The sequence below is a fragment of the Microcoleus sp. w1-18aA5 genome (genome assembly GCF_036701705.1).
Taxonomy (GTDB): Bacteria; Cyanobacteriota; Cyanobacteriia; order Cyanobacteriales; family Microcoleaceae; genus Microcoleus.
In genome coordinates this window covers 87919-114193 of sequence record NZ_JAUPTE010000011.1, presented here as the reverse complement: position 1 = coordinate 114193, position 26275 = coordinate 87919, and the positions used below count along the sequence as shown (strand labels likewise).

Sequence of the window (26275 nt, the reverse complement as noted above, 5' to 3'; positions counted from 1 at the left end):
AGTTTCCTTTGTTTCGGAACTTAGAAAATTTTTAGCAGGCATTCACTTTGTCTGAATATCATTATGTTATATTATACTACTATGCGTTTTAAATGCACAACAGCTTACTACTTCATATATTTCGTTGGGGCTAAGTGGATGTATCTCTATCAGCTCCCGCGTTTTTACTGCCCAATCTTCTGTGGCAAGCCCCGCATAAGGTGAAGTCATTTACTCTATCCCCTCCAACAATTTGCTTAGCGGTACTTCCAAAGCTTTAGCTAGACGCACAATATTCAGAAGTGCAACATTTCTCTCGCCACGTTCAATGCCACCAATGTAATTTCGATGCAGTTCTGCTAGTTCAGCTAACTCCTCTTGGCTTAGCCCCCTAGCTTTTCTCAATTTCCGAACCTGTTCGCCAAATATTTTAAGCTTTATAATTTTTATCAATAAAAAAATTTAAAGCTTGTAACGGCTTTAAATCTACACACTATGAGTGTTAATTTAAACAAAGTTTCAATCAACTTGGCAGATCCGGCACTGTCCAGCCATTTTTCTGGACGATCGCACTGCCCAGAAAGTAGCGCTATTCTTAGAAAAGGGATTTGTGTCAGCGAGACTCCGGGAGATTCTTATCAATATTACTTGGAGTCCTGAGCAAATGAAATTGATCGAAGCGCAATTAGCACGCGCGGCAGTTTAGCTCGCCGGAAGAGGTTATTACAAAAGCCCTCCAGACTTTGACTCAAACACGCCAGCATTATTGGGAGTGGGTGGAGGAGGTGCGCTCTTCGGTGGAGGAAGCGGAGGCAAAACTATCGCGGGGTGAGGGAATCCCCTTAGAGACTGCGTGCGAGCAATTACAGGAAAAGTTTCGCAAGGCACGAGAGGTTGAGGGATGAGTCAATGCTTTGTCTCTCCAACAGCAATTCGTGCAAAAAGTATCCCATAATTTTGGGTCAGGGAAATAAACCGACACCTATTTTATAGTTTGTGCTAGTTAGATTAGATTCAAATAGCCCGGAATTAATGCCAGTTGAACATCAGTGGGGAAATTTACCCGAAAACTACTTTAATAACCTAATATTCAAGTCAATGTCTAAGGTAATCGATGAGCTTTGTCAAGAACTTGTCAATCTAGCATTTAACCGGGAGCGCTGGCGCTCAATGACATATTTCCCACATTTAAGAATAAGCTCTTTGAACGCAACTTAGTATGAGTTTTGAATTTAAGATGTATCAAAATCCAGAGCGCAGTCCGGCTGCAACTTCCCCAACCGCCTACTTGGTGTAATCAATAGTAATGATGAAATTTCTAGTTTTAAGAGTTCCTAGGTCCGTCAACGAAGGCTTTTAACTCAATAGCATCGTGACTGCAAAACACGCGCACATCTTTACTATGCTGCACCGATAATGCGTGCAGCCGGCCTTGATTGAGCAACCTAGCCTTGCGATCGACCTCCATCATCCATTGGTAGGCGCGCAGACCGGGCGTGCAGCGTCGGTTAGCTGCATCCATCTCGTGTCGGTAGAAATAGGCATCGCCTGCGTGCAGAAGCCAGCCATCGGGTGTATCAATGGCAATGCCAGCATGACCGCGCGTGTGCCCCACCAACGGGATTAGCAAAATTTCCGGCGGCAATCCGTCGAGCTCGCGGACTGCTTCAAAACCAAACCAAGGTTCGCCACCCGCCGAATAGTATTTCCACCGTTTGACTTCATCCCACTGCCCCGGACGATAGCGCCTTTTTGTGATGAAACCATGCCGATCGTGTGCGGCATCGATTTCAGCCTGCATGACGTGTACGGTTGCTTCAGGGAAATCCTCTAGACCACCGGCATGATCGAAGTCGAGGTGGGTGAGTACAATATGGCGCACATCGCTTGGTGAAAATCCGAGCTGTTCAATTTGATGGATTGCCGTGTACTTGCGATCGAACTGGATGTTATTAAAATAAACGAAAAACGGGCTGAGCCGAGAGTAAGGCGACTGGATATCCCGCAATCCGAAGCCGGTATCAATCAGAACAAGTCCCTGATTGGTTTCAACCAGCAGACAGTGGCAGGCGAGGTTAGCCGTCAAACCGCTACTAAAGCCATCGAAAAGCGCCCCTCCAATGGGACACATACAGCCACAATTGAGATGATGAATTTGCATAAATGTGCTGTACTAAATTACTTAGGCGGGAACCATTTATTACTCAGTTCGCATCCAAGGCCGATGCTGCATAATGCCATCGATGAACGCCTGAGAAAAATTCGCTAAATCGTCGTCACTACTGGGAGAAGTAAACACGCTTTTATTGGCTGCAATCTTGCCACTATCTGCGATGTTTACTTTCTTTAAATCTACACATAAGCATAGTAAGACGGGCGGAAATTATTGGTTGGCAGAACCCGGTTCAGTAAGCTGGCGGTGCATTTCGGCATTAACGGTATCAGGCAAAACCTTGCTTGCGCTGGCTAGAATCTTTGTCTTGAGCGAACCTGCAATGATGTTGTCCTTACCAGCCATCAAGGCTTCAAATCCCTGTTTGGCAACCTCGGCTGGATCATCTTTCTTGTCGGCGCCCGCCTTCGTGTCATCCATTCCCGCCCGGTGGAAGAAGTTAGTATCGGTGGGACCGGGCATCAGCGAGGTGACAGTTACACCTGTATCTTTTAACTCATTGCGGAGTCCTTCGGAAAACGAGTGGATGAAGGCTTTGGATGCTGCATAGACTGCCTCGAATGGCCCCGGCATTAGGGCGGCAATGGAGGAAGTGAATAGAATCCGTCCTTGGCCGCGATCGACCATATCCTTGACTACCCGTTTAGCCAAATGCACAGACGAGACAACGTTGAGGTTAATCAGATTTAGTTCGTCCTTCAAGTCTGTCTCGCGGGCAAAGTCGCCACCGACGCCGACACCGGCATTAATTGCGATCGCATCCACTGGCCGATTAGTCGCTTTTATCTGGTTGTAGAGCGTCTCAACACCGTCGTAGGTAGCGAGGTCTGCCTGCACTGTCTCGACTTTGGCACCGAGCCCCTCAAAGGCTTGAGCCGCTTCATTGATGCTCGCTCCGGTGGCGGTGACTAGGAGATCGAAGCCGTTTTGAGCGAACTGTTTGGCGAGTTCGTAGCCGATACCGTTAGAGGCACCCGTCACGATAGCCAAAGGCCGGGTCAACGAACTGTTTATAACCATTTAAAATCCTCTGTAACTGCTCCACGCTCTTTTGTCTAGGCTTGCTTCTGTCTGTACTAGACAATCTTTGTGGACTGTGGACGTTCAACTTTTACAATGCTAGGGAGATAGGAGTGCGATCGCATCTTTCCTAGGACATAAGCTTTTAGGCATTTAAATACGGTAGAGTCGAAAACAAACTTCATGCAATTAGTGTAAAAATCACAGCCGAGAATCATCTTAGAGAAAGAGCAAATAGAGAAACTACATAAAGCCTTAAAAAATGAATAAAATGGAAATATTAAAGAAATAATTATACTTAGATAGCAATCCTTGCAGGAGTCGTAAAATTTTTACCCCACCCCAACCCTCCCCGCGAGATCGGGGAGCAAGTAAGAAATTCACAAATGATGCGAGGATTGCTATCTAACTATGAAATGCGCGTAGATATGGCTAATAACTCTTTTGATAATTATTGGGGAGCCGCCATTATCGGGCGCTAAATCGGATGCGATGAGAGACGGGAGATGGAAGATGGGAGATTGACTCGGAATATTAATCCTGGGCTAAAAACATTTATCTCTGGTGGAACGGGCAGGAGGCTTGTCCAGGGATAACAGTGGGTGATGTTAGTTATAAGTGAATCTCAGGCACTGGTCTCAATCAGACCCAATCAACCTGGTAACAGCGACGCAAAATCTCAGATATCAGGTCGATCGCGCACCAAGAAACCAACCGGAGGATGCCAAGAGTGTAAGATGTCATTTATCAAGAATACTTTCTGTTGCCGATTGCCCGCTCGGCACCCAACATTGAAAATTATGACAGCCAATTGCTGATTCTGCTGGCTTCATGTTATAGTGGTTTTCCAAGAATTAAATTCGGTTGCGTAGTTTGTTGGTGTTTATTTACAAGCGTCTCTCCGAATCTAAGTCTCTGCACCCTAATGATTCTGGAGATTTTATGTCGATTTACGTGGGTAATCTTTCATATGAGGTAACATCAGATGACCTCAACGAAGTATTTGCCGAGTACGGTACTGTAAGCCGCGTCCAAGTGCCAATGGACCGGGAAACAGGCAGGATGCGGGGTTTTGCTTTTGTGGAAATGGCAAGCGAGGCAGAAGAAGCAGCAGCCATCGCAGCTTTAGACGGTGCTGAGTGGATGGGCCGTGACTTGAAAGTCAACAAAGCCAAACCTCGCGAAGACAACAAACGCCCGGGTGGCGGCGGCTGGGGCGACAAAGATCGCTCTGCTCGACGCTACTAAGCTTTGAGACTGAAAATTTGAGTTTTGGTAGTTGACGGCAGGTGCGAATGCTGCCTTTTTTTCGGGTTGTTTGATCGACCCATCCAATAAAACTCCCAAACCTCTAAATCAGTTTTGCCCCCTCCAAGGAGGGGGCTTTGTTTTTGGCGAAAAATCCGGCGAGATACGTTCGCGATCCAGTTCCCACTCTAGTTCGTGATTCAGTACCCTCTTCCTCTTAACTGCTTTTTTTAAGAGGCTGTCGGGATTTCGCGGCTCGACGCCTGTAAACTATCAAACTAGAATTAAGCAGCAAGAAAAGCTAGAATAACGGCAAAACTGAATATTGCCTAGAACAGCAAAACTATCTTTACCGAAGATTAGTCGAGAAAACCAGCCGAATATCAGCCAATATCTTGATTTTGCCTGAATAAAGATGTCCAAGGTCTACAGCACGGCGGAACTCATTAAAATCCTCGAAGAAGAGCGCCAAGCCTGCTTGTATGGGCGGCGCCTCAACTTGACTGAAACTCCTGCTACAGGCAACCCCGTGATTGACCGCTTTCTCAAATCTGAGGGCGTACAGAAGTTCACCGCTTATCAAAATTTTAAGGCAGCCGTACACGAATACCAGCGGGAACATCAAGTTTCTGGGATTGTCTGGCGGGAAATTGCGGTTAAAGGCAATACTCTACGCTATCCGGCAGTGGATGACGAATTAATAGCTCTACCGGTTGATTTGATTACGTTGAAGGCAGCTAAGATTGCTATGTTGGAATTCTGGCAGCAGGTAACTGCCGGGATGGATTTGTATTTAAGTGTTAACAGCGGAAAGGATTTTCGAGCGATCGAGTCGGTTGATGTAGAGGCTATAGCCCAGCGCACAGAATGGGCCAGCCTCTCGAAGTGGGAAAAGTTGGATTTTCTAGAAATTTTGTTGCAGTTGGGCTGGGGGAAGCCGGAGGAAGCTTATTATAAGCGGGGATGGCCGACATCGGGCAGCGAGTACATTCACGCCGTCAAACCCGGACAGCGGCCGATTTGTTAATTAGTCAGTAGTCAGTAGTCAGTAGTCAGTAGTCAGCAGTCAGTAGTCAGTAGTTACTGATTATTGGGAGATATTCAAAACAAATAACAAATAACAATTGGCAATTGCCAACTGCCAACTGCCAACTGTCAACTGTCAACTGTCAACTGTCAACTGTCAACTGACATCTGACAAAGCATCAAGCCAAACCACTGATTTGGATCTGTCCAAACCTGCACTGGAATTAAACCACGCTGCGAAAGTTCTTTTTTTACAGTATTGAGATTAAACTTGCGCGATATTTCGCTGCGGATAGTTTCTCCCGCTGCAAATTCAACCGTTAAATTGAGAGAACGCAACTGCACTGTTTGCGCTTTTTTACTTTTCAAGTGCATTTCTATTTGACATTCCTCTTGATTGTAAAAAGCCCAATGCTCGAACTGTGCTAAATCAAAATTTCCCTCATATTTTCGATTTAAATGTCGCAGCATATTCAAGTTAAATGCTGCTGTTACTCCTTGACTGTCATCGTAGGCAGGCTCTAAAATATCCTTAGATTTGTCCAAGTCAATTCCCAGCAAAAAATACTCTCCCGGCTGCAATGCACCGACAATTTGCGAGAAGAACAAATCGCATTCTTGAGCATTGAGATTGCCGAGGGTACTGCCGAGAAAACAAATCATTCGGGTTGGCAAGGGCGACGGTGCAATTTTAGCTAAGGCTAATTCGTATGTGCTGACAAGTCCGTGAATCTGGAGCGACGGATAATCGGCCAACAGTTGACAAGCGCTGCTTTCTAGGATAGTAGGACTGATGTCGATCGGCAAATAGTGCAGGGGATATTCCAGTTGACTGTAAGCATCAAGGAGAATCCGAGTTTTGGTGGAACTGCCGCTGCCGAGTTCGACGATTTCGCAGGGGCCAGTTAAATTGGCGATCGCCCCCGCGCACCCCTGCAAAATAGCCGTTTCAGTGCGCGTCAAGTAGTATTCCGGCAACTGACAAATCAACTCAAACAGGTTCGAGCCGCGATCGTCGTAGAAATACTTTGGAGGCAGGGATTTGGGGGTTTGAGTCAACCCGCTAACTACATCGCTGCCAGCATTGATTTCTGCGGGTGTCAGTGCCGCAGAGCTCACCAGTCGCTCTAAGTGCAGCCGGTTTTCTTTCGTTGAGGCTGAGTTTGTCGTGTCGGACAGTCTTGGGGATTTCATAAAGTAATTTTTAGATGCACATATCGGTATAGCACGCAGTCGCGTTGCCAAATATCGCGCTCAAGTCAGATTTTTCAGGCCACTCTCCGTTCTGTATTGTCTCACCCGATGGATCTCGCTTCCACAATTAAAACTTAAAATCTATCCACAAAAATTATTGAATACTTAACCAAACTTGTTTTGTTTGAGCTTGTTACATGGAAAAAAGTTGGGCATTTCACAAACAAATTTTGTCCCCAATTCCCTCTCCAGCCATTTATTTGATGTTCGTCAAATAAGCTTTATAATGCAATTATTAAAGAATTTATTCATCGGACTTTTCCGATGAATAAATTCCTGACTATGAACAAAGTTGAGGGTAGTTACAATTACCTAGCGAACTACTTAGCGCACCGAAAACCAGCAATAATTTGCCGCACGCCCGGATAATACCAATTCCGAAAACTTGATCGCAGAGCCTGCGGAAAAGTTGCCCAACTCCCGCCTTTCAAAACCCGGTGTTCTCCATCAAAATAAACTTGAGAATATCCCCTGTAAGGATAACTTTCAAATCCCGGATAGGCGTCAAAAGTTGAAGCAGTCCACTCCCAAACATTGCCTAACATATCGCAGCAACCCACCGCACTTGCTCCTTTGGGAAAGGCATCCACTGGCGAGGTATTGGCAATATTATTACCGTGATTGCACAGGCTGCCGTTTGGCGGTTCTTCTCCCCAAGGATAGATGCGATATTTTTGATTTGTGGCATCCCAAGTTGCAGCTTTTTCCCATTCGGCTTCCGATGGCAAACGCTTGCCGATAAAGTTGCAGTAAGCTTCGGCTTCGTACCAACTCACGCCGCAGACTGGATGGTTGTTGAAAGCTGGATTTTCTGACCAGTAAAGCGGTCGAGAGACGGCTTCGCCTTGCAGCCATTTCCAGCCGTCCGCTGACCACCAATCAGGGTTTTGATAGCCACCGGATTCCATGAAATCTCGGTATTGACGGCAAGTGACGGGATAGCGATCGATCGAGTATGCTTCTACATAACACAGGTGGCGCGATCGCTCGTTATCCAAAGCCTCAGCAGCATCGCTTCCCATATAAAATTCCCCGCCCGGAATTTCAATCGCCGGGGAATCGGTAATTGGTAATTTGTAATCTGCAATTGGTAATCGGTAATTGGAAATTAATCTTCCTTCCTCATTCCCTCTTCCTTCTTCCTTCTTCCCTCTTCCTTCTTCCTTCTTGTTGTGCATTTGCAACACGAAAGCAACAGTTTCGCAGTGCTGGCTTTCGTGCTGAATAATAAACCGCCAGAGACGTTCTTGCTCGTCGATCGGCGCGACTTCCAAATAATCTAACAGCTTTTTTCTAACCGCGTCCAGATATAATTCAACTTCAGGTAACGTCGGCAGAAAAACCCGTTGTTTTTTCGGCAAAATATCAGCAGCAAACAGTTGGTGATACTGAGGCAAGACAGGTTCCAAGCCAGCACATCGCTGTAACAGCCACAAATCCTCAGTATAAGCAATGTGACCTAAGTGCCAGCCAACTGGACTGAAATCAGGATGAGCTTGGCGGCAAAAAGTATCGTAGTCGATGTCTGTAAATAGCTTGAAAGTGCCGCGGCGACACTGCTGCAAATCGCGATAAATTGCCTCTCTACAAGATTGGATAGATTTCGATCTCACGATCTACTCCGGTAGTGATAATGCTCTGGACTGGACACTCGTGCCAATTGCCATCAAATAAAGGTTCAGAAGCAATGATGACAGAATCCGGGAAATTTAAATCGTCTCGCAGCCAATAGAGGGAAGGAGGGGCTTTTTGGGAAGCAAAGCGAGAGGCAATGAGCTGGTGTCCGTCGCTGATAATTATATTAGCTGAAAATTCTACTTGGTGAAAGTTTGCTAGCTCTGCCAAAGTTTTCAGCGTGTTTTGTAAAGCAGCTTCTAGAGTCAGATTTCCGGCTGTCAATTCATTGACAAACAAGCCGAAGATATGCTCTGAATCTGTAGTGCCGTTAATTGATTGATAAAGCGTATCGCTGAGGCGATCGCGAATTGGTCTGTAAAGAGTTTGCCGAAAATTCTTCACGAAGCCGTTGTGTACGAACAGCAGGCGATCGTTCTGAAACGGCTGACAGTTGCTCAAATCTACAGATTGTCCTGAAGTTGCACTGCGAACATATCCGATCGCGCATCCGGATTCAACGTATCGACTGATACTCGGCAGGTTAATGTCGCTCCAAATTGGCTGTACATTTTTATAAGTAAACGGGTCAGTATCTAAGTGCGGGTGATACCAACCAATACCAAAACCGTCAGCATTGAGTAGGCCAGAAGTCATTTCGCGGGGCTGGTAACTCTGCACAATTAGGGAATGTTCCGGCTTGTACAGAATAGCATCGAGTAAAATCGGCTCCCCGAGGTAGCCAAGCAAACGGCACATAAAATTTTTGCAGCAATGTGATTAGCATTGTAAGTCATGAGCCGAAAAATTGCCCGTTAGCGAAGCCCTCGAAGAGGATCGCCCATCTTCAGGGCTGGAAGGTTTTTTGTAGGCCGCTGCCAGCATCGCAGTACAAACGATACAGTTAAGGTAGAACCCCTGCAACACAAGGAGACTCTTGAATGTTCATCGACGAACTCATCCCAATGGCGAAAGAATTGATCGAACAGCCGATCGCCTTCGCGGGCGGATTTTTATCTGGCCTGCTTCGACTCAACCTTCACGAAGATCCCGTTAAAAGCTGGATCGACGAGCAAGCTGGTTCAACTTCCTACACTACTCCCCCAGCCGAACCCACCAACGGTAAAAGCACGGGGCCTCAGTCAATCTCGATCGACTAAGGAAAAGCAGTAACATCCTCCCAACGCCAAACTGATTACAGTTATGGCGTGGGTTTCCAAACTTCACAGTTTGGCTTTTCGCGTTTTTCCCTTACGGGATTTCCAGATTTGGCTAGATTGAATTGCTCACTTCCCGCTAGAAAGTCTGCACAGACACAACCGATTCCCGTATAGCCTTTCTCAGATTGATGAAGTACAATAACAGCAGTGTGTAGAGCAGTTCCAAATATCTTGCTGAGAAAGTTGACGGAATGCAAACTCGATCGCCTTTCCTAATTATTGATAATTTGTTTTGTGGATAAAACGGAAAATATTTGTAAGTTTTGACCATAATTTTTCAGTCTTATGATAAATCAGGCGAAGGGGGCGACAACTATATTACTTTCGCCCTTTTTCTTGATTACTTTATTTACTGATTTGCCTCTTTTTATGACCATTTTTCATCATTATTAAAGCATTTTTTCATTGTTTCGGTAGGTTGCCGGAGCATAAAAAGTATCAAATCTAATTGTATCATTTTCCTTCTTAAATTAACTTATATTAGAACTTTATGAACCATATAGCAATCCTAAATAAATCGTAAATTTTTTACCCCACCCCAACCCTCCCCGAAGCCGCAGGGAGGGAGTAAGGATCGCGCATTAAATAACTTACAATTTTAATTGTTATTGTGGGATGGGCGTCCCGCCCCTCCTTTTTGGACGGGCGGGACGCCCATCCCACTTTCAAGAGTGGAAGTTATTTAATTCTCATTCCTAAGAAATTCACAAATGATGCGAGGATTGCTATACCTTGTTAGTCGCTTTGTTTCCCAAGATGCTTGGTGATTCGTCGCCCACCTATCACTGATCTGATGAAAATCAAGTATTGTTCAGGGGTGGGATTTCTCGTCGCCCCAAAACTCATATCCTGATTCGCCCTGCGGATGAGTTTTGATTAAGCTAACTATTGCAGCCATTACCAAGGGTTGGTCAATGCGCCAAACCCTTTTAGTCGGAGTCGATCGCCCAGTTGTATACTACATAGCACGTGACAGTTAAATTAACAGGTTATTATGTATAGCACAACAAGTTCAGTTCGATCGACATGACTATCTACATTGGAAATCTGTCTTACCGCGCCACCGAAGAAGACCTGAAAGCAGTATTTGCAGAATACGGCACAGTCAAGCGAGTTGTCTTGCCTACCGACAGGGAAACCGGTCGGATGCGCGGTTTTGCATTTGTTGAGATGATGGAGGATGCCCAAGAAGACGCTGCAATTGCCGAATTAGACGGTGCAGAGTGGATGGGGCGCCCCTTGCGAGTGAACAAAGCTAAACCGAAAGAAGAGGGAAATCGAGGCGCAGGAATCAAAAGAAACGACGGATATTAGTCTGCGATGCGGCGGTTGACATCCTCTCGGAACCCACCTGATGCACCAGTGCGCCAGTAGCGCCGAATTGCAAGCAGCAGTTGATTTTGGGGATGCAATGTCAAATCCGCTGCACAAAAACATCGATTATTTACAGGAGCCTGCGGTATGCTTTTATTACAAGAATTTGATGCCAAAGAATGGGTGAAAACGCGCAGTTCCCTAGACGGTGAAGCAACATTTCTCACATGGAACGGTTATATTTACTCTTTTGTTCCCAACGAACCGAAAAAGCGCTTGTTCAAAATACTTGGCATGAGTGCAAGCAGGTGTATTGCTGACGGCGAGGGCGGCTGGAAATTCACCTCGCGAGAACTAACTTACTATCTAGACCCCAACAGCGGAAAAATTCTCCACAAATGGGAGAACCCTTGGACAGGAGAAACCCTAACGGTTGCTCACGTTGCTAACAACCCCGTCCAAGGGAATTTTAAAGGAATTTTCCCGGCTAAAGTAGAGCCTGAAATTACGACTTTTGTCTTTGACTTATTTCCCAACTATCCTAATCCTTTAGCTGAGGATGCCAGATTTGTTGATTACAGTCCAAATCCCATCTATCAAGCAGCGGAATTATTTAAGCTGACAGTGCCCACAGCAGAATTATTAAATCCCGAACTTGTCTCAGTTTCTCAAGTAATTCTGAGTTGGGATAGAATCGGGCCGTGGCTGGCATGGATGAAAATGGGAAATCGACCCGGTAACATGATTTACAGTGCCACGGGTTCCAAAGTCAATAGTTGGACAGAATTACCTCAATTGCTGCAAGATGAAATCAAAACTCGCATTCCTTTGTATAAAGATGCGCCGAAATCGCAATTAGATGTGGAAGATATGACTTCTTGGATTTATTTTCAACAGAACTTTGATGCTTATCTCGCGGGAGAAAGATTCCCTCTGCCAGCACCGGAAGCATAAGCTCATAATAGATGAATGCCCTCAATCAGTTCGCTATCGCATGGCGGCCCATGCGAAACCGGGTTGTTTACTGAATCTGCAGGCCCTAACGCGTCTTTTCATCCATCTTTCCCCGGTTTCGAGCAGTCGGAGTGCGATCGCGAACTGTCAATGTAGGGTGCGCGCACCAGGACATTACCGCATCATATCAAATCCGGTAGCATCGGAATTAATATTACTTACAGCCAGGACACGGTACTGCCGGGCCCCTACAATTAATCGGGCGTAGGGAAGCGGCACGTGCAGTCTCCTCTATATCATAAGGAGTGTAACCGGAACTGATATCAGTCAAATTAATTTGTAGTGAAGAATGCAAGTCTTGTGATTTTTATTACAGCACTTTGCTTAACGATTAGGTACAATATTAGAGGTGGTAAGAAAGAGAAAAATGAAACCCTACTCCCTAGATATACGTCAAAAGATTATTGACACAAGGAGAAGCAGGTAACACCTCTATTCGGAAAGTAGCAGAAAGATTTCAAGTGAGTAAAAGTACGGTACAGGCACTACTAAAGCGAAAAAAAGAGACAGGAAGACTACTCCCTAGTCAGGCTCATGGTGGTAAACCGAGCCAACTCTTTGGTCACGAACAACAGATTGAAGAGATGGTAGCCCAGTATCCAGATTACACACTTGCAGAATATTGTGAGTATTGGCACGAAAAAACAGGAGTATGGTTGAGCGAGAGTGCCATGTGCCGATTCTTACAAAAGCAGCAACTCACTTTGAAAAAAAAAACACTACGGAGTAGTCAAGCCCATAAAGAAATTAATCAAAAGAAGCGAGTAGAATATTGGGAAAAAATCCGAGATGTCGAACCAGAAAATCTGATATTTTTGGACGAAATGGGCGTATTGCTGGGGATAATGAGACTTAGAGCTAGAAGTAAAAAGGGAGAAAGAAGCTACGATATCAAGCCATTTTATAGAGGAAGTAGGGTAACAGTGGTGGGAGCAATAAGCAATAAGAAAGTCATCGCCATGAAGACCATAGAAAAATCGATAAACGGAGAGGAGTTCAAAAAATTTGTGCAAGAACAACTGGTTCCAAAATTATGGAAAGGAGCGGTATTAGTCATGGATAATTTGAAGGCGCACAAAGTAGAGGGGGTAGAAGAAATGATTGAAGCAGTGGGAGCAAGAATAGTGTATTTATCACCTTACTCACCAGATTTTAACCCGATCGAACATTTATGGTGGGAATTAAGGGCATGGCTCAGGAGATTTGTACCTCGAAGTGTACAGATTGTGGAAAAACTATTGGAATTGGGAGTGAAATTATGTTCAACTAAGCAAATCGCAAATTATTTTGCTCACTGCTGTTACTGTACCTCTTAGTCACGCAAAGTGCTGTAAGACTTGCATTCTTCACTACAAACCTGATTCTATCAATGTCCAAAAATATCCGTCAGGTGCAATGAAGGAAAAACTTTGTTCCCCAAATTCATTAGCGACTATTTCTGTAATTTTTTGTGCATTGCTGGCTTTGACTCGCTCAAAATATTCTGCAATACTAGACACTCGATATGTGTACAGCGACATTCCCAAACATCCGGGATTGGCGCGATCAAATCGATCGCTTAGTGCGATCGAACTCGGAAACCTCAGAATATACAGTCTACCCGATCGCGCGACCTGAAAATCTGTTTTCGACGATCGGGGGTCATCAAAAGCTGTCACCACAAATCCTTCCCCAGACTGAAGCTCAAAAATCTCCCTTCCGGCGAGGGAAGACTCAAAGGTAGTTTCTACATCGTCGCGCGCCCGAATCAACCCCAGAACTTCTTCATAAAATAGCAGCGTTTCTTTGCTGTCATCTTGAATTACCATTCCCATGTGGGTAATTTGACTGGTTTTAAAAAAAGCATTTGGATTAATTTTCCCGTAATTAGGCAAAGCATAATTGAATCTTTGAAAAAAAACTTGCCGACTCAAAGGCTGCAAAAGCATCATCTCACGCACTCCGACAGCCGCCTCGACAAAAGGACGCGGTTTTCGCTCTTTGTTGTAAATAATCTCCCAGTGCGGGGATGTATATTTGACCGACAAATTGGCAGATTCAGCATCTTCGGCATGGTTGAGGATATTCAACAAATCAGCAGTTAAAGTAGTTGCCCAACGGTTGCCTTTCACCTTCATTGACGACATTTGCAAACCATCGTTTGTAGGTTTTTCCCAAATCATCAAGCGAATTAATCCGTGATCCGCATCTTGGTGATAGAGTCGAATCGATCGCACTTTTGAACTAACTCCATATAATTCGCCAGCTTCGGATGCCGAGAATTCTCCTATTTTACCGATCCGATATCCAAATTGCTCCCAATATTGCAGTTGTGGAATCGCATCGGCTACGCCAATACACACTTCGTAAATGCCTGCGATGGAAAGGGGCTGCACTTGATTCATACTTTTTGAAACATAATTTACGCACTTTTACATCGGAGTGTTCGCTGTGAGATATCTAAGCGAGATATATAGCGGTTCTCAAGCGTGGTGAGGTATGCCCACGGAGGCCACGGAGGCCACGGAGGCCATGAGTACCTCATATGAGAGCTCGAAAGGCTATATATAGGCAAAGCTTTGCAGGGTGTTCCAAGCCAGATATATAGGCAAAGCTTTGCAGGATGATCGCACTCCTAAAAAAACGCTTTTTACCAAACCGGGATGCTTCCGATACATCGCCGATCAAACCAAGATTTATCACGAGAAACCGGGTTGATGAGCGTTAATCTTAGAAAGAGTAAACTCGCCCTTTTTCATCAATATAAACTGATCGGTCTTGCCGAGTGCTGCCGTCTGATCTGGTGATGCGAATCGTCAAAATGTTTGTCTGCGAGTCAACGTTATAGTCGTATTTCAAAGTTGTGGTTCCTCCGGTGGCATTAATCGGAATATTGGCAATATCGCCGGTGCGATTGCTGATGCGAACAATGATGTTTTTGCTGGTTCCGACGGGCAAAGATGACAAGCTGGCACCTGATTGACCGTATTCTAGGTTTAATCCAGTTTCATTTAACAGTCTGAGGGTAATGTTGCGAGTATTGTCAACCTGCGCTTGAGGTTGCCAGAATCCTGGTTTTTTGCCACCGTCAGTTGCAGGTTGAGCTAATGCTGGGTGAGGATGCAGAAAGGCTAGGGCGGCAAGTATTGCTGCGGTTGCAATAATTTTTGATTTCACGGTTTTTACCTCCGGGTCATTCGATTTTAGATTTTAGATTTTAGATTTTAGATTTTGGATTGACTTGCGCGAGATAAATGCGGGGGCTTGAGGATGTTCGATTTTCGATTTGGGATTGATTCCACGGATAAATCACGTGGCGGGTACCACCTTTGAAATTCGTGGTCAAGAATTGGTTATATTTCTATTCTAGCTTTAAAATCCGATGTTAGTGGAAGGAAGAGGGAAGAGGGAAGAAGGAAGAGGGAAGAGGGAAGAAGCAGTAAAAGCAATAAAAGCCAGGGTTTGAGAAATTAAGGATTTCCTAACCGTCGGGCGCGGTTGCTATATCTACTCAGAAACGGGGCTTCTGTAGTTGTTAATATTCCTGGACGCACGGGTTGTCTAGAAATCCGATTTCTGAGCGGGTGACTGCTTGCCAAAACTATGATTTAGAGTAGAAACGGGATTTCTGAGGTCAAGTGCGTCCGGGAGTGGTTAATTGTTAATTATCGATCGAGCGGCTTCTAGCAGCAGGCGCTGTTCGGCGCGGACGATCGCCCTGCTAGTTTGTTCTACAGCATCGACATTGACCGAAATAGACGAAATTCCCCACCGCACGAAGGATTCAACTGTGTCGGGATACAATGCGGGAGCGTCGCCGCAGATTGAGCAAGGAATGCCGGCGGCCCGGGCCTGTTTGATTAATTGTTCGATCGCCCTCATCACTGCTCGATCGCGCCCGTTGAAAGCACCTGCTACCTGGTCGGAGTTGCGGTGACTGCCTAACAGAAATTGGGTTAAATCGTTGGTGCCGATGGAAATTCCTTGAACTCCTGCTGTTACGTAATCTGACAATAAAAATAACACTGAAGGAACTTCCGCCATAATCCACAGTTGAAATTCGGCTGAACGGTTTTTCCAAATTGTTTCTAAGCGCTGGCGGCAGTAGATAAACTCGTCAACCGAGCGCACGAAAGGCAAAATTAAATTAACATTGGTATGGCCTGACTCGCAGACTTTTTGAAGTACGCAGAGTTCCCAATCAAATAATTCCGGTTCAAAGGTATAACTGAAACTGCCGTGGGCGCCTGACTCCCGTAAATCGAGAGAGCGATAAAATATTGGTCGCGGCGAAACGGCAGCAGCAAATAAGCTCAGGCAATCGGCCATGCGATCGACAAATTCCGATTGGCGGCCGTCTTGTAGCCAAACTTTGGGGTTTTGACAGTCCAAAGCTTCTAATGCCATTAATTCCGATCGCAGCAATCCGATGCCATCTATTGGCAGATTTTTGAGGCGGTCAATCGAACTTGTTTGGCTGACATTAACTAGCAGTTGAGTCGCCGTTGGTGGGCCCCAAACATATTGAGTAGACTCAGATTGTCGAGATTTAGGCCCGGAATTGGACGATCGCTCGGAGGTAGAAGATTGGTGCTTGGCTATTGACATTTTTGCTGCTGTACTGTATATATTTGCCTTTTTTGCTGTGTCCCGAAGTCGGCTGCTGTCTCCTCTGTCGATCGCATCGTGTTGGGCGAGGGCAAAAACTTCTCCGCTATCGCCGTCTACCAAAACCGAATCGCCCGATGCGATCGCCCGCGTGGCCCCGGTCACTCCCACAACGGCGGGAATCCCCAATTCTCTTGCTAAAATGGCGCCGTGGCCTGTCATACCTCCTTGTTCGGCAACCACCCCAGCAGCAACCTTCAGCCAAGGCAGCCAATTCGGATCGATTGTCCGAGCTACCAAAATGCCTCCCGCTAAGAATTCCGCGTTTTCTGGGTGGGAATTAGTCATAACTTGGGCAATTGCTTCGGCTTTTCCTGATGCTGCTCCCACACCTCTAAGTATGGCAGGAGTTCGGGCTGGGGCGATCGAGTTGGGCTGCCGGAGGGCGATCGAAGTTTCCTCTAGTGGCGCGACTTTTTCCCCTTTCACCAGACGAACTTGAGTGAAATAAAACTGCGGTTCGCCACTGTTTGCTGTCTGGTTTAGCGTCCACTCCAAAATTAAATCTGAGTCAAATTCGGCGATCGCTTTTTTACTCAATTCAATGATTTCTTGCAGTTGCGATTCCTCTAAAACGTATTCTGTTTGTGCTTCCTCTCCCAGCGCTAAAACTTGCACGCAACAGTCAGCAAAATCAGGAATTATAAAGGGAGAATCGGGAATTGGGAAAGCAGCAAACTTGCCCAGCAGGAGTTTTTTTTTCGGTTCACCATCGCCGACTTTGAGATTGTAGGCTAATGTTTTGTAACCGATCCGCTGGAATTTAACCGCGCTTGTTTCCGGCTGCACTTGATAGTAATCGGGGATGGTTTCTCCCTTAGCGAGGGACAATCCCAAACCGCTGATGGCTTGGATTTCCCACTGTGCACCCGCCTTTGTTTTCACCTCGCCCGCGGCGATGGCTTCTTGAAGTGGCTGCACCAAAACTGCGGGATTGATTTGCTGTACCCGCAGGCCGCACCGCTGCCAGTAAAATAGACTTCGGGCTCTGAACATTTCTGCCCAAGCTCGTTTGAGTCCGTCCCCAATGGCTTCGGGTTCTGCCCGTACTGCCTGAGATGCCAGAATGCCCACTGTTTTCGGGTTCCAGGAAGTCAGGGAAGGGCGAAAAATTAAAGCTGTGGAGTTTAAGTTTGACTTGGAGTTGAGTTGAGAAACAGCAGACTCTAGGGTGGAGAGCAGTGAATCTGGCAGTTTGCCGGCGAGGATTTGGTGGCGGATGCTGCGGGCGATCGATTGCAGTTGTCTGGGTTCATCGACATTCAAGTGCAGTGAAGAGTGTGGCCAGTCAGCAAACAGCGGTTCTAGGCACTCGATCGACTCTAAAAACTGCCAGAATGTGGTAGCCGGTACGACAAAACCAGGTACAACAGGATGATTTTTCTGGAGCAAACAGCTCAAGTAAAATGCTTTTTCTCCCACTGCATCTCTGTCTGAAGGTTGAATTTTGTCTAACCAGTAGAGGTTTTTCACGCTGCGAGCCTGTCGGTGGAAACTGATTGAAGTTGAAAGTTTTTCCCATTAATCACTTACGACAATTTTAGGATGAACAAGCGACAATGGACGGGATTAGTCAAATCTTTTCTCAATCTATTTCTTAAGTCTAACTGTCCTCTTTGTCAGCGACCGGCCGCCGGAGAGTTTTGTCCCTACTGTCACAAGCAACTTCAGCGATGTCAGTTAAGCGATCCCGGTCGATTTTGGCATTCACAGCAGCGTGTTTTTGTGTGGGGTGAGTATGGCGGGGCTCTCAAACGGGCGATCGCAGCTTTGAAATATGACGGCAATCCGCAATTAGCGAAACCTCTCGGCCGCTGGCTAGCAGAAGCTTGGCTGAGTTTTCCCGAGTTAGCTATAGACAATCTAACAGTTGTACCGATTCCCCTGCACAAAGAAAAGCTCAAGGACCGCGGTTTTAACCAAGCAGAACTTTTGGCTGAAAGTTTTTGCGAGGTGACTGGTTTGCCTTTGCAGCGGCACGGTTTGGATCGGGTGAAAAATACTCAGGCTTTATTCGCTCTGACGCCACAGCAGCGGCAAGCGGAAATGAAAAATGCTTTAAGTTTGGGGAAAGATTTCCGTCGTAGGCTCCCGCGCGATCGAGTGCTGTTAGTTGATGATATTTACACTAGCGGTACTACGGTTAAGTCGGCAATTCAAATATTGAAACAATCGGGAATTTCGGTTTATGGAACTGTGGCACTTGCAACTCCGAATAAGAGCGATCGGTCAATCGATTTTAGATTTTAGATTTTAGATTTTAGAATTGAAGCATTGAAGCATTGATCCCACGGATAAATTGGGAGGCAAGTTTATCGGACACAGGTTTTTTATTTCTCCACCACGGATGAATCCGGGGCTTATATCCTTGATGCTTTCGGTAAGTTGTGACTGGCTTTAATTTTCAACAGGTTTGTAGTGAGGGAATGATATTTATCAGGATTTGCTAATAAGATTTTTTTGGGAAAACGAACCGCGAAGACGCGAAGAACGCGAAGAAAGAGAAAGGAGAGAGTTTAGGCGGAAAGCGGGAATTGGTTGCTGATGTTCCAACGGCTGCCGTCGTGAAGCAGTAAAGTTAATGCCGAAGCGGTAAACTCAAAGTGGAGCGATCGCCCTGCAAATTCTAACCAAGCCGTTTGAAAATTCTCTTTAGTTAAATCGCGAAACGCTACTGTCATGTGCGGTACAAATGGGCGAGTTTGAGAAACTCGATCGACAATTCCCAAACTTGCCTCCATATAACTCATCAAATCTTTGTGAATTTCCAGCAATTCGGGTGATTTGACAACATCAGCGTAAATGACGCGGGGCGCGAAAGCAGCAAAACCGGGTAGAGTAACGGGAATTGGCAGCCGATTTGCAGAAAACTGGTTCAAACTTTCCTCTAATTTGGGAACATCCTTCGCTAACGAGTGAAAAGGAGGTTGTAGCGTGATGTGCGGCGGCGAATTCAAAGCTCCGAGGCTGTTATAATGTTCCGCAAAATACTGTTGAATCTCAGTAATGTGCTGTTCAATATCGGGAGGCGGCACTAGGGCAATAAAAAATCGCTGTTTTGACTGGTTCATAGGATAACATCGCAGTTAAGAAAGGATGGTGGAAAATGGAATATAGAGCATTTGCCCTAGATCCCGTTGCCGATCGCCCATTCCCAATCTAAAATATAAAATCTAAAATCCCAAATAAAAATGCCTTGGTTTGTCAAAATTGAGCAAGGAATTGTCGAAAAGCCTGTTTTTGACCAATACGTGCCAGCTCACAGAGCTTATGTTCGAGAGTTGATTTCTAAAGGACACCGAGCGAAAACTGGCTACTGGGCGCGACGGGGCGGCGGTATGTTGATGTTTGAGGCGAGTTCGATGGATGAGGCGAAGGCGATCGTCGCTGAAGACCCGCTGGTGAAGAACGGTTGCGTTATTTATGAAATTTATCACTGGTGTGTGGTTGAAGAATAAATAACTGTGTTATACTCATATATGAACTGGACCCACGCGATTCCAACGCCCAAATCTTGTCAGGACCGGAAGGTAGCAGCAACACGGGATGCTTGTAATAGGCGTGGTCTCCGGTTCACCCAGTTTTATGAGGTGTAGCTCCTATGCCTGGTTTCGGAGATATTTTACAAAAAGCAGTTTACCTTGGTGTCGGGCTCGCTTCCTATGCGGGTGAAAAAGCTGGCAGCAAGTTAACTGAATTACGCACTGAAGCCCAAAAGCTGGCAGACGAATTGGTGAAGCGGGGCGAGATGTCCACGGAAGAAGCTCGCCGCTTTGTTGATGACATGGTGCAACAGGCTCAGCAGCAGCCCCCCGTAGCCTCGGCTGGGAACGAAAAACCCGCTGAACCTCGGCGGATTGAAATTGTTTCTGAGGAAGAAGATGTCTCGGCAAAAGATGCTAAAGAGACAGGCGGCGTAGACAAGCTCCGCGAACAGGTGCAGAATTTACAAGAGGAATTGCGGCGGCTGAAGCGGGATTAAGCAGGAAAAAGCTCGCTCAGCAAAGCATGAGGGGAACTCAGGATAATAATCTTGAGTTCCCTTTTTGAATATCTGCCCTGTCAGATGTGGACGGATATCAGGCAATAGGTAATAGAATTGAAAGTAGGTGCGATCGCTTCGCATGAGGCTGGCTGCACCTGTCTGTAAAATATTTTGTAATAGCCAACTGTCAAATTCATGGAAGATTGGTCTAAAGATTTTTTTGGAGTAATGGAAAATGCTGTTTCTGAAGTAGAGCAGTTTTTCAGCGAAATGGGCGAAGAGTTTGTCGAAATGCTGGACGTTTTGGCAAAAATGTCGGAAGAGTTTACAGAACAAGTACAAAATAATCTGATTAACGACATTGACGGTTATTTCAATGAATTTGATGGTTTATTTAATGAATTTATCGAACCGATAATTGAAATTTGCCGCGACTTCGACCCGGAGTTTGATGAGATAGATTTGTCGATGGTGACTTATGTAGACCCTTCGCCGACGCAGCAGCCAGCTTGTCGCGGTTGTCGCAATTATCACGGTCAAGTTTACGGTGGAAATTTGTTGGTTTGTGCGATGCACCCTACTGGTGTGGAATCGGAGAGTTGTGCGGATTGGGAAACAGACGGCGATGCAGATTTTTAATGGCCCAGTTGAGTTGTTGAGGGGTTAATGGCTTATGGTAACGTCAATTCAGTCTCCGTCAAAGATTTCTCTGGAAGAGTTTCTGCTATTGCCAGAGACTAAGCCTGCTAGCGAGTATGTTGACGGTGAAATTTATCAAAAAGATATGCCACAAGGAAAACACAGTACGTTACAATTCGAGTTTCCATCTGTTATTAATCGAGTTGGCAAGCCGCAGAAATTAGCTTATGCGTTTCCAGAATTGCGCTGCACTTTTGGGGGACGTTCTATTGTTCCAGACATAGCAGTGTTCGAGTGGCCGCGCATTCCTCTGAATTCTCAGGGAAAGATTGAAAATAGGTTTGAAATTGCGCCGGATTGGACAATTGAGATTTTATCGCCGGAGCAAAGTTCAACTCGCGTAATTAATAAGATTCTGTTTTGCCTCAAGAATCATACTAAATTAGGTTGGCTGATTGACCCGGAAGAAGAATTGGTAATTGTTTTTAAACCGCAGCAGGAACCTGAGATTAAAGAGAATGAAGATATTTTACCTGTACTGGATGTGCTGTCGGATTTGCAATTGTCGGCGACAAATTTGTTTGAGTTGTTAAGTTTTAATTAGAAATGAGTTACAGTTGAGTCAGGGTAATTTTGCATCTAACGACATTTAAAGGTGAATCGCTCAACGGCTAATAATTCGCAATTTGGGTTTCCGAATATGCCGCCATCGCTGCAATTGCGACACTATCAGCGAGTGGCGGTTGCTAATTGGTTTGCGAATCAGGGACGCGGTACGCTGAAGATGGCGACGGGTAGCGGCAAGACGATTACTGCACTGGCGATCGCCACTGAATTATACAATAAAATTAACCTGCAAGTCCTGCTCGTAATTTGCCCTTACTGCCACCTGGTGAATCAGTGGGCGCGCGAATCCGAGAAATTTGGTTTAAAACCTATTTTGGCTTTTGATAGCGCCCGCAGTTGGCAAAATAAGCTGGCTGCGGGTTTGTATGAAGTGCGATCCTCTTCGAGGGCTTCGCTAACGGGCGAGCGAGCATTTCTCACAATCATCACTACCAATGCTACCTTAATGGGAGATAGTTTGCGATCGCAACTGCGCTATTTCCCAGAAAAAACCCTGATTATTGGAGACGAAGTTCACAACTTAGGCGCGCCCCGTTTAGGAGAAAGTTTGCCGCGCAATATTGGACTGCGACTCGCCCTTTCCGCCACCCCAGAAAGGCATTTCGACGAACAAGGAACCGAAGCTATTTTAGATTATTTTGGCCCTGTTTTGCAGCCGGAACTTACCTTAGCCGACGCCATCCGCCAAAAAGCATTAGTACATTATTTATACTATCCAATTTTAGTAGAATTGACCGAAGCCGAAACCCGCAAGTATTCCCGCTTAACTCAAAAGATTGGCTGGGCGCTTTGGGGTGATGAAAAAGTAGAAGAAAACGATGCTTTAACAACTTTATTAATGCAGCGGGCCCGGTTAATTGGGGCAGCGGCTAATAAATTAATAGCTTTGCGAGAATTAATGATTCACCGTCTCGACACAAGCCATACTTTATTTTACTGCGGCGACGGTGCGATTGAAGGAGGTGGCCGCCGAAATAACAACCGCCAACTAACAGAAACCGCGAAGTTATTGGGTTCAGAATTAGGCTACCGAGTTAACACTTATACGGCGGCAACTCCTTTAGCAGAAAGAGAACGATTGCGTCAGCAATTTGAAAGTGGAGAATTGCAAGGTTTAGTCGCGATTCGCTGTTTGGATGAAGGCGTTGATATTCCAGCCATTCGCAATGCTGTAATTTTAGCAAGCAGCAGCAATCCGCGCCAGTTTATTCAGCGCCGGGGACGGATTTTGCGGCCGCATCCGGGGAAGGAAAGGGCAACTTTATTTGACATGATAGTTTTGCCTCCAGATTTAGGTCGGGAAACGTTAGAAGTCGAGCGCAATTTGCTGCGAAAAGAGTTAAAGCGGTTCTTGGAATTTGCGGATTTAGCCGACAATTCTGGGGAAGCGAGAGTGAAATTGCTGCAAATTCAGAGGCGTTACGGGCTATTAGACATTTGACATTTATTAAGGTTCGGTTTATGTTTGAGAATAGAGAATTATTTGATTGTAGTTTTAGTTGCTAGTTTTAATGTTTGTCAAAAGAATATGACTGAAAATCTGAATGAAAATCTGATTATGGCATTTAGATATGAAGATAGTGCGATCGCAGCCGTACCAACAAGTATTTTAGCAGAAAATCGTTCTTCTTATCAAACTCATCAGGAATTGAGCGACGTACAGGAACCAATTACTAGCGCGCCGCCCGAAGTCCGGCAAATTATCGAACGGGTATTAGAAATTGAAAAAGATAAACTGTACATGAGGGCTCCCCGCTATATTAGCGATGACATTTTGAAAGTTATTAAGGAAGCAATTGTATGAAGCTGATTTCAATTAGTCTGTGCAATTTCCGGCAGTTTTTCGGCCAAACACCCGAAATTAAGCTAGCCTGGGGCGCGCAAAATATTACAGTGATTCACGGCAATAACGGTGCTGGAAAAACAGCTTTGATGAATGCCTTTACTTGGGGACTTTACGGAAATCTGAGCGCGGGTTTTACGGAAGAACAATCAGTAAATAAACGCGCTATTGCGGAAGCTAAACCGGGCAAACGAGTACCTTGTTGGGTGGAAATCGTCTTTGAACACGACAGCAAACGCTACCAAGTAAGGCGCAGTTGCCATGCTTACAAAAGTCAAAATAGTGTCGAACATAGCAAAGGCGAATTGTTTATGCAGGTAGCTAAAGATGACGGTCGCTGGATGCTACCGCCCCAGCATCCTGATGATATTATCGGACGAATTTTGCCGGAAAGTTTGCATCAATATTTCTTTTTTGACGGAGAGAGAATCGAGCAAATAGTCCGCCACGATAAGAAAGCAGAAATTGCTGAAGCTACTAAGGAATTGCTAGGAGTAGAGGTGCTAAACCGCTCGATTAGACATTTGGGAGATGCCAGAAAGTCTCTAGAAACAGATTTAAGAATGATTGGCAGTTCCGAAATTAAAAAACTTTTGAAAGAGAAGCAAAAATCTCAAAAAGAGGCAGAACAATTTTTGCAAAAAAAATTAGAACTTGAGCAAGAATTGATTCATCAAGGCGAGTTAAGAAAAGCAGTTAACGGTGATTTGCTGCTACTGGGCGGTGCCGCCGAATTGCAAAATTTGCGAGACGAATTGGAAAAGCAGCGCCATTTATTTAAGCAACAAATTTCAGAAGCTACAGATGCTCTAAAACGCTCAATATCTATGCGCGGTTACGCGGTATTTTTGTCAGATGCGGCGGCTGAATTTGAAGTGATTGTCGGGGGTTTACGAGAAAAAGGCGAGTTGCTTTCGGGGATTCAGCGGCCGTTTTTGGAAGAGTTATTAGCGCAGCAGCGGTGTATCTGCGGTGCGGAATTAGTGGAGGGTTCTGAATCTCACCAACAGGTTAGGGGTTGGATGGATAAGGCGGGTGTTGGCGATGTGGAAGAAACAACTATTCGGATTAGCGATCGGGTAAATGAAATTGATAGGCAAGTGGCTGATTTTTGGGAAGAAATTGACAGACAGCAAGCCAATATCAGTCGCGACAGAACCGAACTTTCTCGGGTGGAAACGCAGTTAGACGATATTCACAACAAGCTGCGAAATTTTCCTGAAGGTGATGTCAGCCGCTTGCAAAAGCGCTTGGATGAAATTGAGGCAAAAATTGGCGATTTGCACCGGGAAACAGGCTCTAACCAGCAGCAGATTGAGAGTTTGAATGCGTCGATCGCCAATCTAGACAAGCAAATCGATAAGCAGCAACTGAATGAGCAAAGGCAAGTATTAGCCCAGCGCCGGATTGCTGCGGCTCAAGATGCGATCGATCGCCTAACTGAAGTGCGATCGCGCTTAGAAAAACAGTTTTGTTCTCAGTTGGAAAAGCGGGTGCAAGATATTTTCAGTCACATTTCTTTTACTCCTTATATCCCCAAGTTGAGCGATAAATACGAACTCACGCTAGTAGAAAATACGTCGGGACAAAACTCTTTGGTTGCCGCTTCTACAGGAGAAAATCAAATTCTCAGCTTGTCGTTTATCGGCGGGATTATTGAGGGCGTGCGGGAGTGGAGTCAAAAAAATACTTTGATGGGCCCGGATAGCAGTACGTTTCCAATTGTGATGGATTCTCCCTTTGGGAGTTTGGACGAGATTTATCGCAAGCAAATTGCAAATAAGCTGCCGAAATTGGCGAATCAATTGGTGGTTTTGGTGACAAAAACTCAGTGGCGCGGAGAAGTTGCTCAAGAGATGGAAAGTTGCACAGGCAGGGAATACGTCCTGGTGTACAATTCTCCGAAAGCTGATTGTGAAGAAGATGCGATCGAACTGGGGGGGACGCGCTATCCTTTAGTTAGGCGCAGTCCAAATGAATTTGAATATACGGAAATTGTAGAGGTGGATTATGGCTTCTAATTCGGCAATTACGCAGGTTGTGGAAACAGATATTTGGGTGAAGGCGACGTGGGAAGAGTTTCTGAATTTTGCTGAGGATTCAGCATGGGAAAAGGGCAAGTTTTATTACTATCAAGAACACATGAGGGTAGAAATGTCACCAGTAGGGGCATTGCACAGTCGTCATAATTCAGTAGTTTCGAGAGTTGTCAATTTTTATACTGCTTTTAGAAATATCCGAATAGTGGAGTTAATTAATGCCAGTTTTCGCAAAACAGGTATTCGGGAATTTCAACCTGATTTGTCTTATTATATAGGTGCAGATTTTGAATTGCCTTCTCCCACAAATAGGCCAATTAATTTGAATGTGTTTGCACCTCCAGCTTTAGTAGTGGAAATAGGAGCATCTTCTAGTGCCGATGATTTGGGAGTAAAGCGTTTAATTTACGAACATTCTGAAGTCCAAGAATATTGGGCAGTAATAGCTAATACAAATGCAGTATTTGCATTAGCTATTACTGCTGTAGGGAGTGGGACAATTCAAAATTCACTTGTTTTACCTGGCTTAGAAATAGCGTTAGTTGAAGAAGCTTTGAATCGGAGTCAAACGCAAGATGATAGGGAAATTAATCGCTGGTTGATTCAAACTTTTAGTCAAGGTTGAAGGGAGTT

27 protein-coding genes and 1 other RNA gene are annotated in these 26275 nt (G+C 45.4%); 17 read left to right on the top strand and 11 right to left on the bottom strand.

Features of this window, described 5'->3' with window-relative positions:
* Positions 1–66: 66 nt before the first annotated feature.
* A complete protein-coding gene (locus tag Q5691_RS27660) occupies positions 67–210 on the bottom strand; it encodes a ScaI family restriction endonuclease (protein WP_445305824.1) in 144 nt (47 codons plus the stop codon).
* A complete protein-coding gene (locus Q5691_RS06280; protein ID WP_333216410.1) occupies positions 211–432 on the bottom strand; it encodes a helix-turn-helix transcriptional regulator in 222 nt (73 codons plus the stop codon). It lies immediately after the preceding gene.
* 290 nt (positions 433–722) lie between these two features.
* On the opposite strand from Q5691_RS06280, the gene Q5691_RS06275 reads away from it, so the two are divergent.
* Complete coding sequence (locus Q5691_RS06275) at positions 723–884, top strand: hypothetical protein (RefSeq protein WP_333217055.1); 162 nt, start codon at positions 723–725, stop codon at positions 882–884.
* Positions 885–1303: 419 nt separating this feature from the next.
* Here the strand turns inward: Q5691_RS06275 and Q5691_RS06270 are convergent, their stop codons facing one another.
* Positions 1304–2140 carry an MBL fold metallo-hydrolase gene (locus Q5691_RS06270; protein WP_333311639.1) on the bottom strand — a complete coding sequence of 279 codons (837 nt, stop codon included), beginning with the start codon at positions 2138–2140 and terminating at the stop codon, positions 1304–1306.
* A 222-nt stretch (positions 2141–2362) separates the two neighbouring features.
* Positions 2363–3133 carry an SDR family NAD(P)-dependent oxidoreductase gene (locus tag Q5691_RS06265; RefSeq protein ID WP_333217058.1) on the bottom strand — a complete coding sequence of 257 codons (771 nt, stop codon included), beginning with the start codon at positions 3131–3133 and terminating at the stop codon, positions 2363–2365.
* 981 nt (positions 3134–4114) lie between these two features.
* On the opposite strand from Q5691_RS06265, the gene Q5691_RS06260 reads away from it, so the two are divergent.
* A complete protein-coding gene (locus tag Q5691_RS06260) occupies positions 4115–4420 on the top strand; it encodes an RNA-binding protein (RefSeq protein WP_333344190.1) in 306 nt (101 codons plus the stop codon).
* 415 nt (positions 4421–4835) lie between these two features.
* Positions 4836–5447 carry a hypothetical protein gene (locus Q5691_RS06255; protein ID WP_333213090.1) on the top strand — a complete coding sequence of 204 codons (612 nt, stop codon included), beginning with the start codon at positions 4836–4838 and terminating at the stop codon, positions 5445–5447.
* 149 nt (positions 5448–5596) lie between these two features.
* On the opposite strand, the gene egtD is transcribed toward Q5691_RS06255, so the two are convergent.
* The 3 genes from egtD to egtC form a co-directional block, all read right to left on the bottom strand.
* A complete protein-coding gene (gene egtD, locus Q5691_RS06250; RefSeq protein ID WP_333213091.1) occupies positions 5597–6640 on the bottom strand; it encodes an L-histidine N(alpha)-methyltransferase in 1044 nt (347 codons plus the stop codon).
* A 380-nt stretch (positions 6641–7020) separates the two neighbouring features.
* The gene (locus Q5691_RS06245) at positions 7021–8313 is read right to left on the bottom strand and encodes an ergothioneine biosynthesis protein EgtB (protein ID WP_333344188.1); all 1293 of its coding nucleotides are present in this window, start codon (positions 8311–8313) and stop codon (positions 7021–7023) included.
* Positions 8285–9073, bottom strand: a complete 789-nt coding sequence (egtC, locus tag Q5691_RS06240) for an ergothioneine biosynthesis protein EgtC (protein WP_333344187.1) — start codon at positions 9071–9073, stop codon at positions 8285–8287. Before egtC ends, Q5691_RS06245 begins: the two co-directional genes overlap by 29 nt.
* Positions 9074–9255: 182 nt before the next feature.
* Between egtC and Q5691_RS06235 the strand changes: the two genes are divergently transcribed.
* The 4 genes from Q5691_RS06235 to Q5691_RS06220 all read left to right on the top strand — a co-directional run bounded on the left by Q5691_RS06235 (position 9256) and on the right by Q5691_RS06220 (position 13178).
* Entirely contained in the window at positions 9256–9474 is a 219-nt protein-coding gene (locus Q5691_RS06235; protein ID WP_333040721.1) for a hypothetical protein, read from the top strand.
* A gap of 1086 nt (positions 9475–10560) precedes the next feature.
* Positions 10561–10848 carry an RNA recognition motif domain-containing protein gene (locus Q5691_RS06230; protein WP_015179076.1) on the top strand — a complete coding sequence of 96 codons (288 nt, stop codon included), beginning with the start codon at positions 10561–10563 and terminating at the stop codon, positions 10846–10848.
* A 147-nt stretch (positions 10849–10995) separates the two neighbouring features.
* Positions 10996–11802 (top strand): DUF1838 domain-containing protein, encoded by an 807-nt coding sequence (locus Q5691_RS06225; RefSeq protein WP_333344186.1) that lies wholly within the window; start codon positions 10996–10998, stop codon positions 11800–11802.
* A 464-nt stretch (positions 11803–12266) separates the two neighbouring features.
* Positions 12267–13178 (top strand): IS630 family transposase, encoded by a 912-nt coding sequence (locus Q5691_RS06220; protein ID WP_333213095.1) that lies wholly within the window; start codon positions 12267–12269, stop codon positions 13176–13178.
* Positions 13179–13211: 33 nt separating this feature from the next.
* On the opposite strand, the gene Q5691_RS06215 is transcribed toward Q5691_RS06220, so the two are convergent.
* The 3 genes from Q5691_RS06215 to Q5691_RS06205 form a co-directional block, all read right to left on the bottom strand.
* Entirely contained in the window at positions 13212–14246 is a 1035-nt protein-coding gene (locus Q5691_RS06215; protein ID WP_333213096.1) for a VOC family protein, read from the bottom strand.
* Between the two features lie 325 nt (positions 14247–14571).
* On the bottom strand, positions 14572–15018 hold the full coding sequence (locus tag Q5691_RS06210; RefSeq protein ID WP_333344184.1) for a hypothetical protein: 447 nt from the start codon (positions 15016–15018) through the stop codon (positions 14572–14574).
* A gap of 477 nt (positions 15019–15495) precedes the next feature.
* Entirely contained in the window at positions 15496–17982 is a 2487-nt protein-coding gene (locus tag Q5691_RS06205; protein ID WP_333344183.1) for a putative PEP-binding protein, read from the bottom strand.
* Positions 17983–18054: 72 nt separating this feature from the next.
* Between Q5691_RS06205 and Q5691_RS06200 the strand changes: the two genes are divergently transcribed.
* Positions 18055–18759, top strand: coding sequence for a ComF family protein (locus Q5691_RS06200; RefSeq protein WP_333344182.1), 705 nt, complete (start codon positions 18055–18057; stop codon positions 18757–18759).
* A 266-nt stretch (positions 18760–19025) separates the two neighbouring features.
* On the opposite strand, the gene Q5691_RS06195 is transcribed toward Q5691_RS06200, so the two are convergent.
* A complete protein-coding gene (locus Q5691_RS06195; RefSeq protein ID WP_333213100.1) occupies positions 19026–19580 on the bottom strand; it encodes a 2'-5' RNA ligase family protein in 555 nt (184 codons plus the stop codon).
* A 120-nt stretch (positions 19581–19700) separates the two neighbouring features.
* On the opposite strand from Q5691_RS06195, the gene Q5691_RS06190 reads away from it, so the two are divergent.
* The 9 genes from Q5691_RS06190 (at position 19701) to Q5691_RS06150 (ending at position 26267) form a co-directional block, all read left to right on the top strand.
* Positions 19701–19967: a YciI family protein gene (locus Q5691_RS06190; protein ID WP_333213101.1), complete on the top strand. Its 267-nt coding sequence runs from the start codon at positions 19701–19703 to the stop codon at positions 19965–19967.
* 23 nt (positions 19968–19990) lie between these two features.
* Positions 19991–20087, top strand: an RNA gene (gene ffs, locus Q5691_RS06185) — signal recognition particle sRNA small type.
* A gap of 23 nt (positions 20088–20110) precedes the next feature.
* Positions 20111–20491, top strand: coding sequence for a phasin-related domain-containing protein (locus tag Q5691_RS06180; protein WP_333056143.1), 381 nt, complete (start codon positions 20111–20113; stop codon positions 20489–20491).
* A gap of 198 nt (positions 20492–20689) precedes the next feature.
* A complete protein-coding gene (locus tag Q5691_RS06175; protein WP_333213102.1) occupies positions 20690–21133 on the top strand; it encodes a hypothetical protein in 444 nt (147 codons plus the stop codon).
* A gap of 34 nt (positions 21134–21167) precedes the next feature.
* Complete coding sequence (locus tag Q5691_RS06170; protein WP_333213103.1) at positions 21168–21737, top strand: Uma2 family endonuclease; 570 nt, start codon at positions 21168–21170, stop codon at positions 21735–21737.
* Between the two features lie 96 nt (positions 21738–21833).
* A complete protein-coding gene (locus Q5691_RS06165) occupies positions 21834–23201 on the top strand; it encodes a DNA phosphorothioation system restriction enzyme (protein ID WP_333229661.1) in 1368 nt (455 codons plus the stop codon).
* Positions 23202–23288: 87 nt separating this feature from the next.
* The gene (locus Q5691_RS06160; protein WP_333213104.1) at positions 23289–23564 is read left to right on the top strand and encodes a hypothetical protein; all 276 of its coding nucleotides are present in this window, start codon (positions 23289–23291) and stop codon (positions 23562–23564) included.
* Entirely contained in the window at positions 23561–25624 is a 2064-nt protein-coding gene (locus Q5691_RS06155; RefSeq protein ID WP_333344181.1) for an AAA family ATPase, read from the top strand. Before Q5691_RS06160 ends, Q5691_RS06155 begins: the two co-directional genes overlap by 4 nt.
* Positions 25614–26267, top strand: a complete 654-nt coding sequence (locus Q5691_RS06150) for a Uma2 family endonuclease (protein WP_333344180.1) — start codon at positions 25614–25616, stop codon at positions 26265–26267. Before Q5691_RS06155 ends, Q5691_RS06150 begins: the two co-directional genes overlap by 11 nt.
* Positions 26268–26275: the final 8 nt, after the last annotated feature.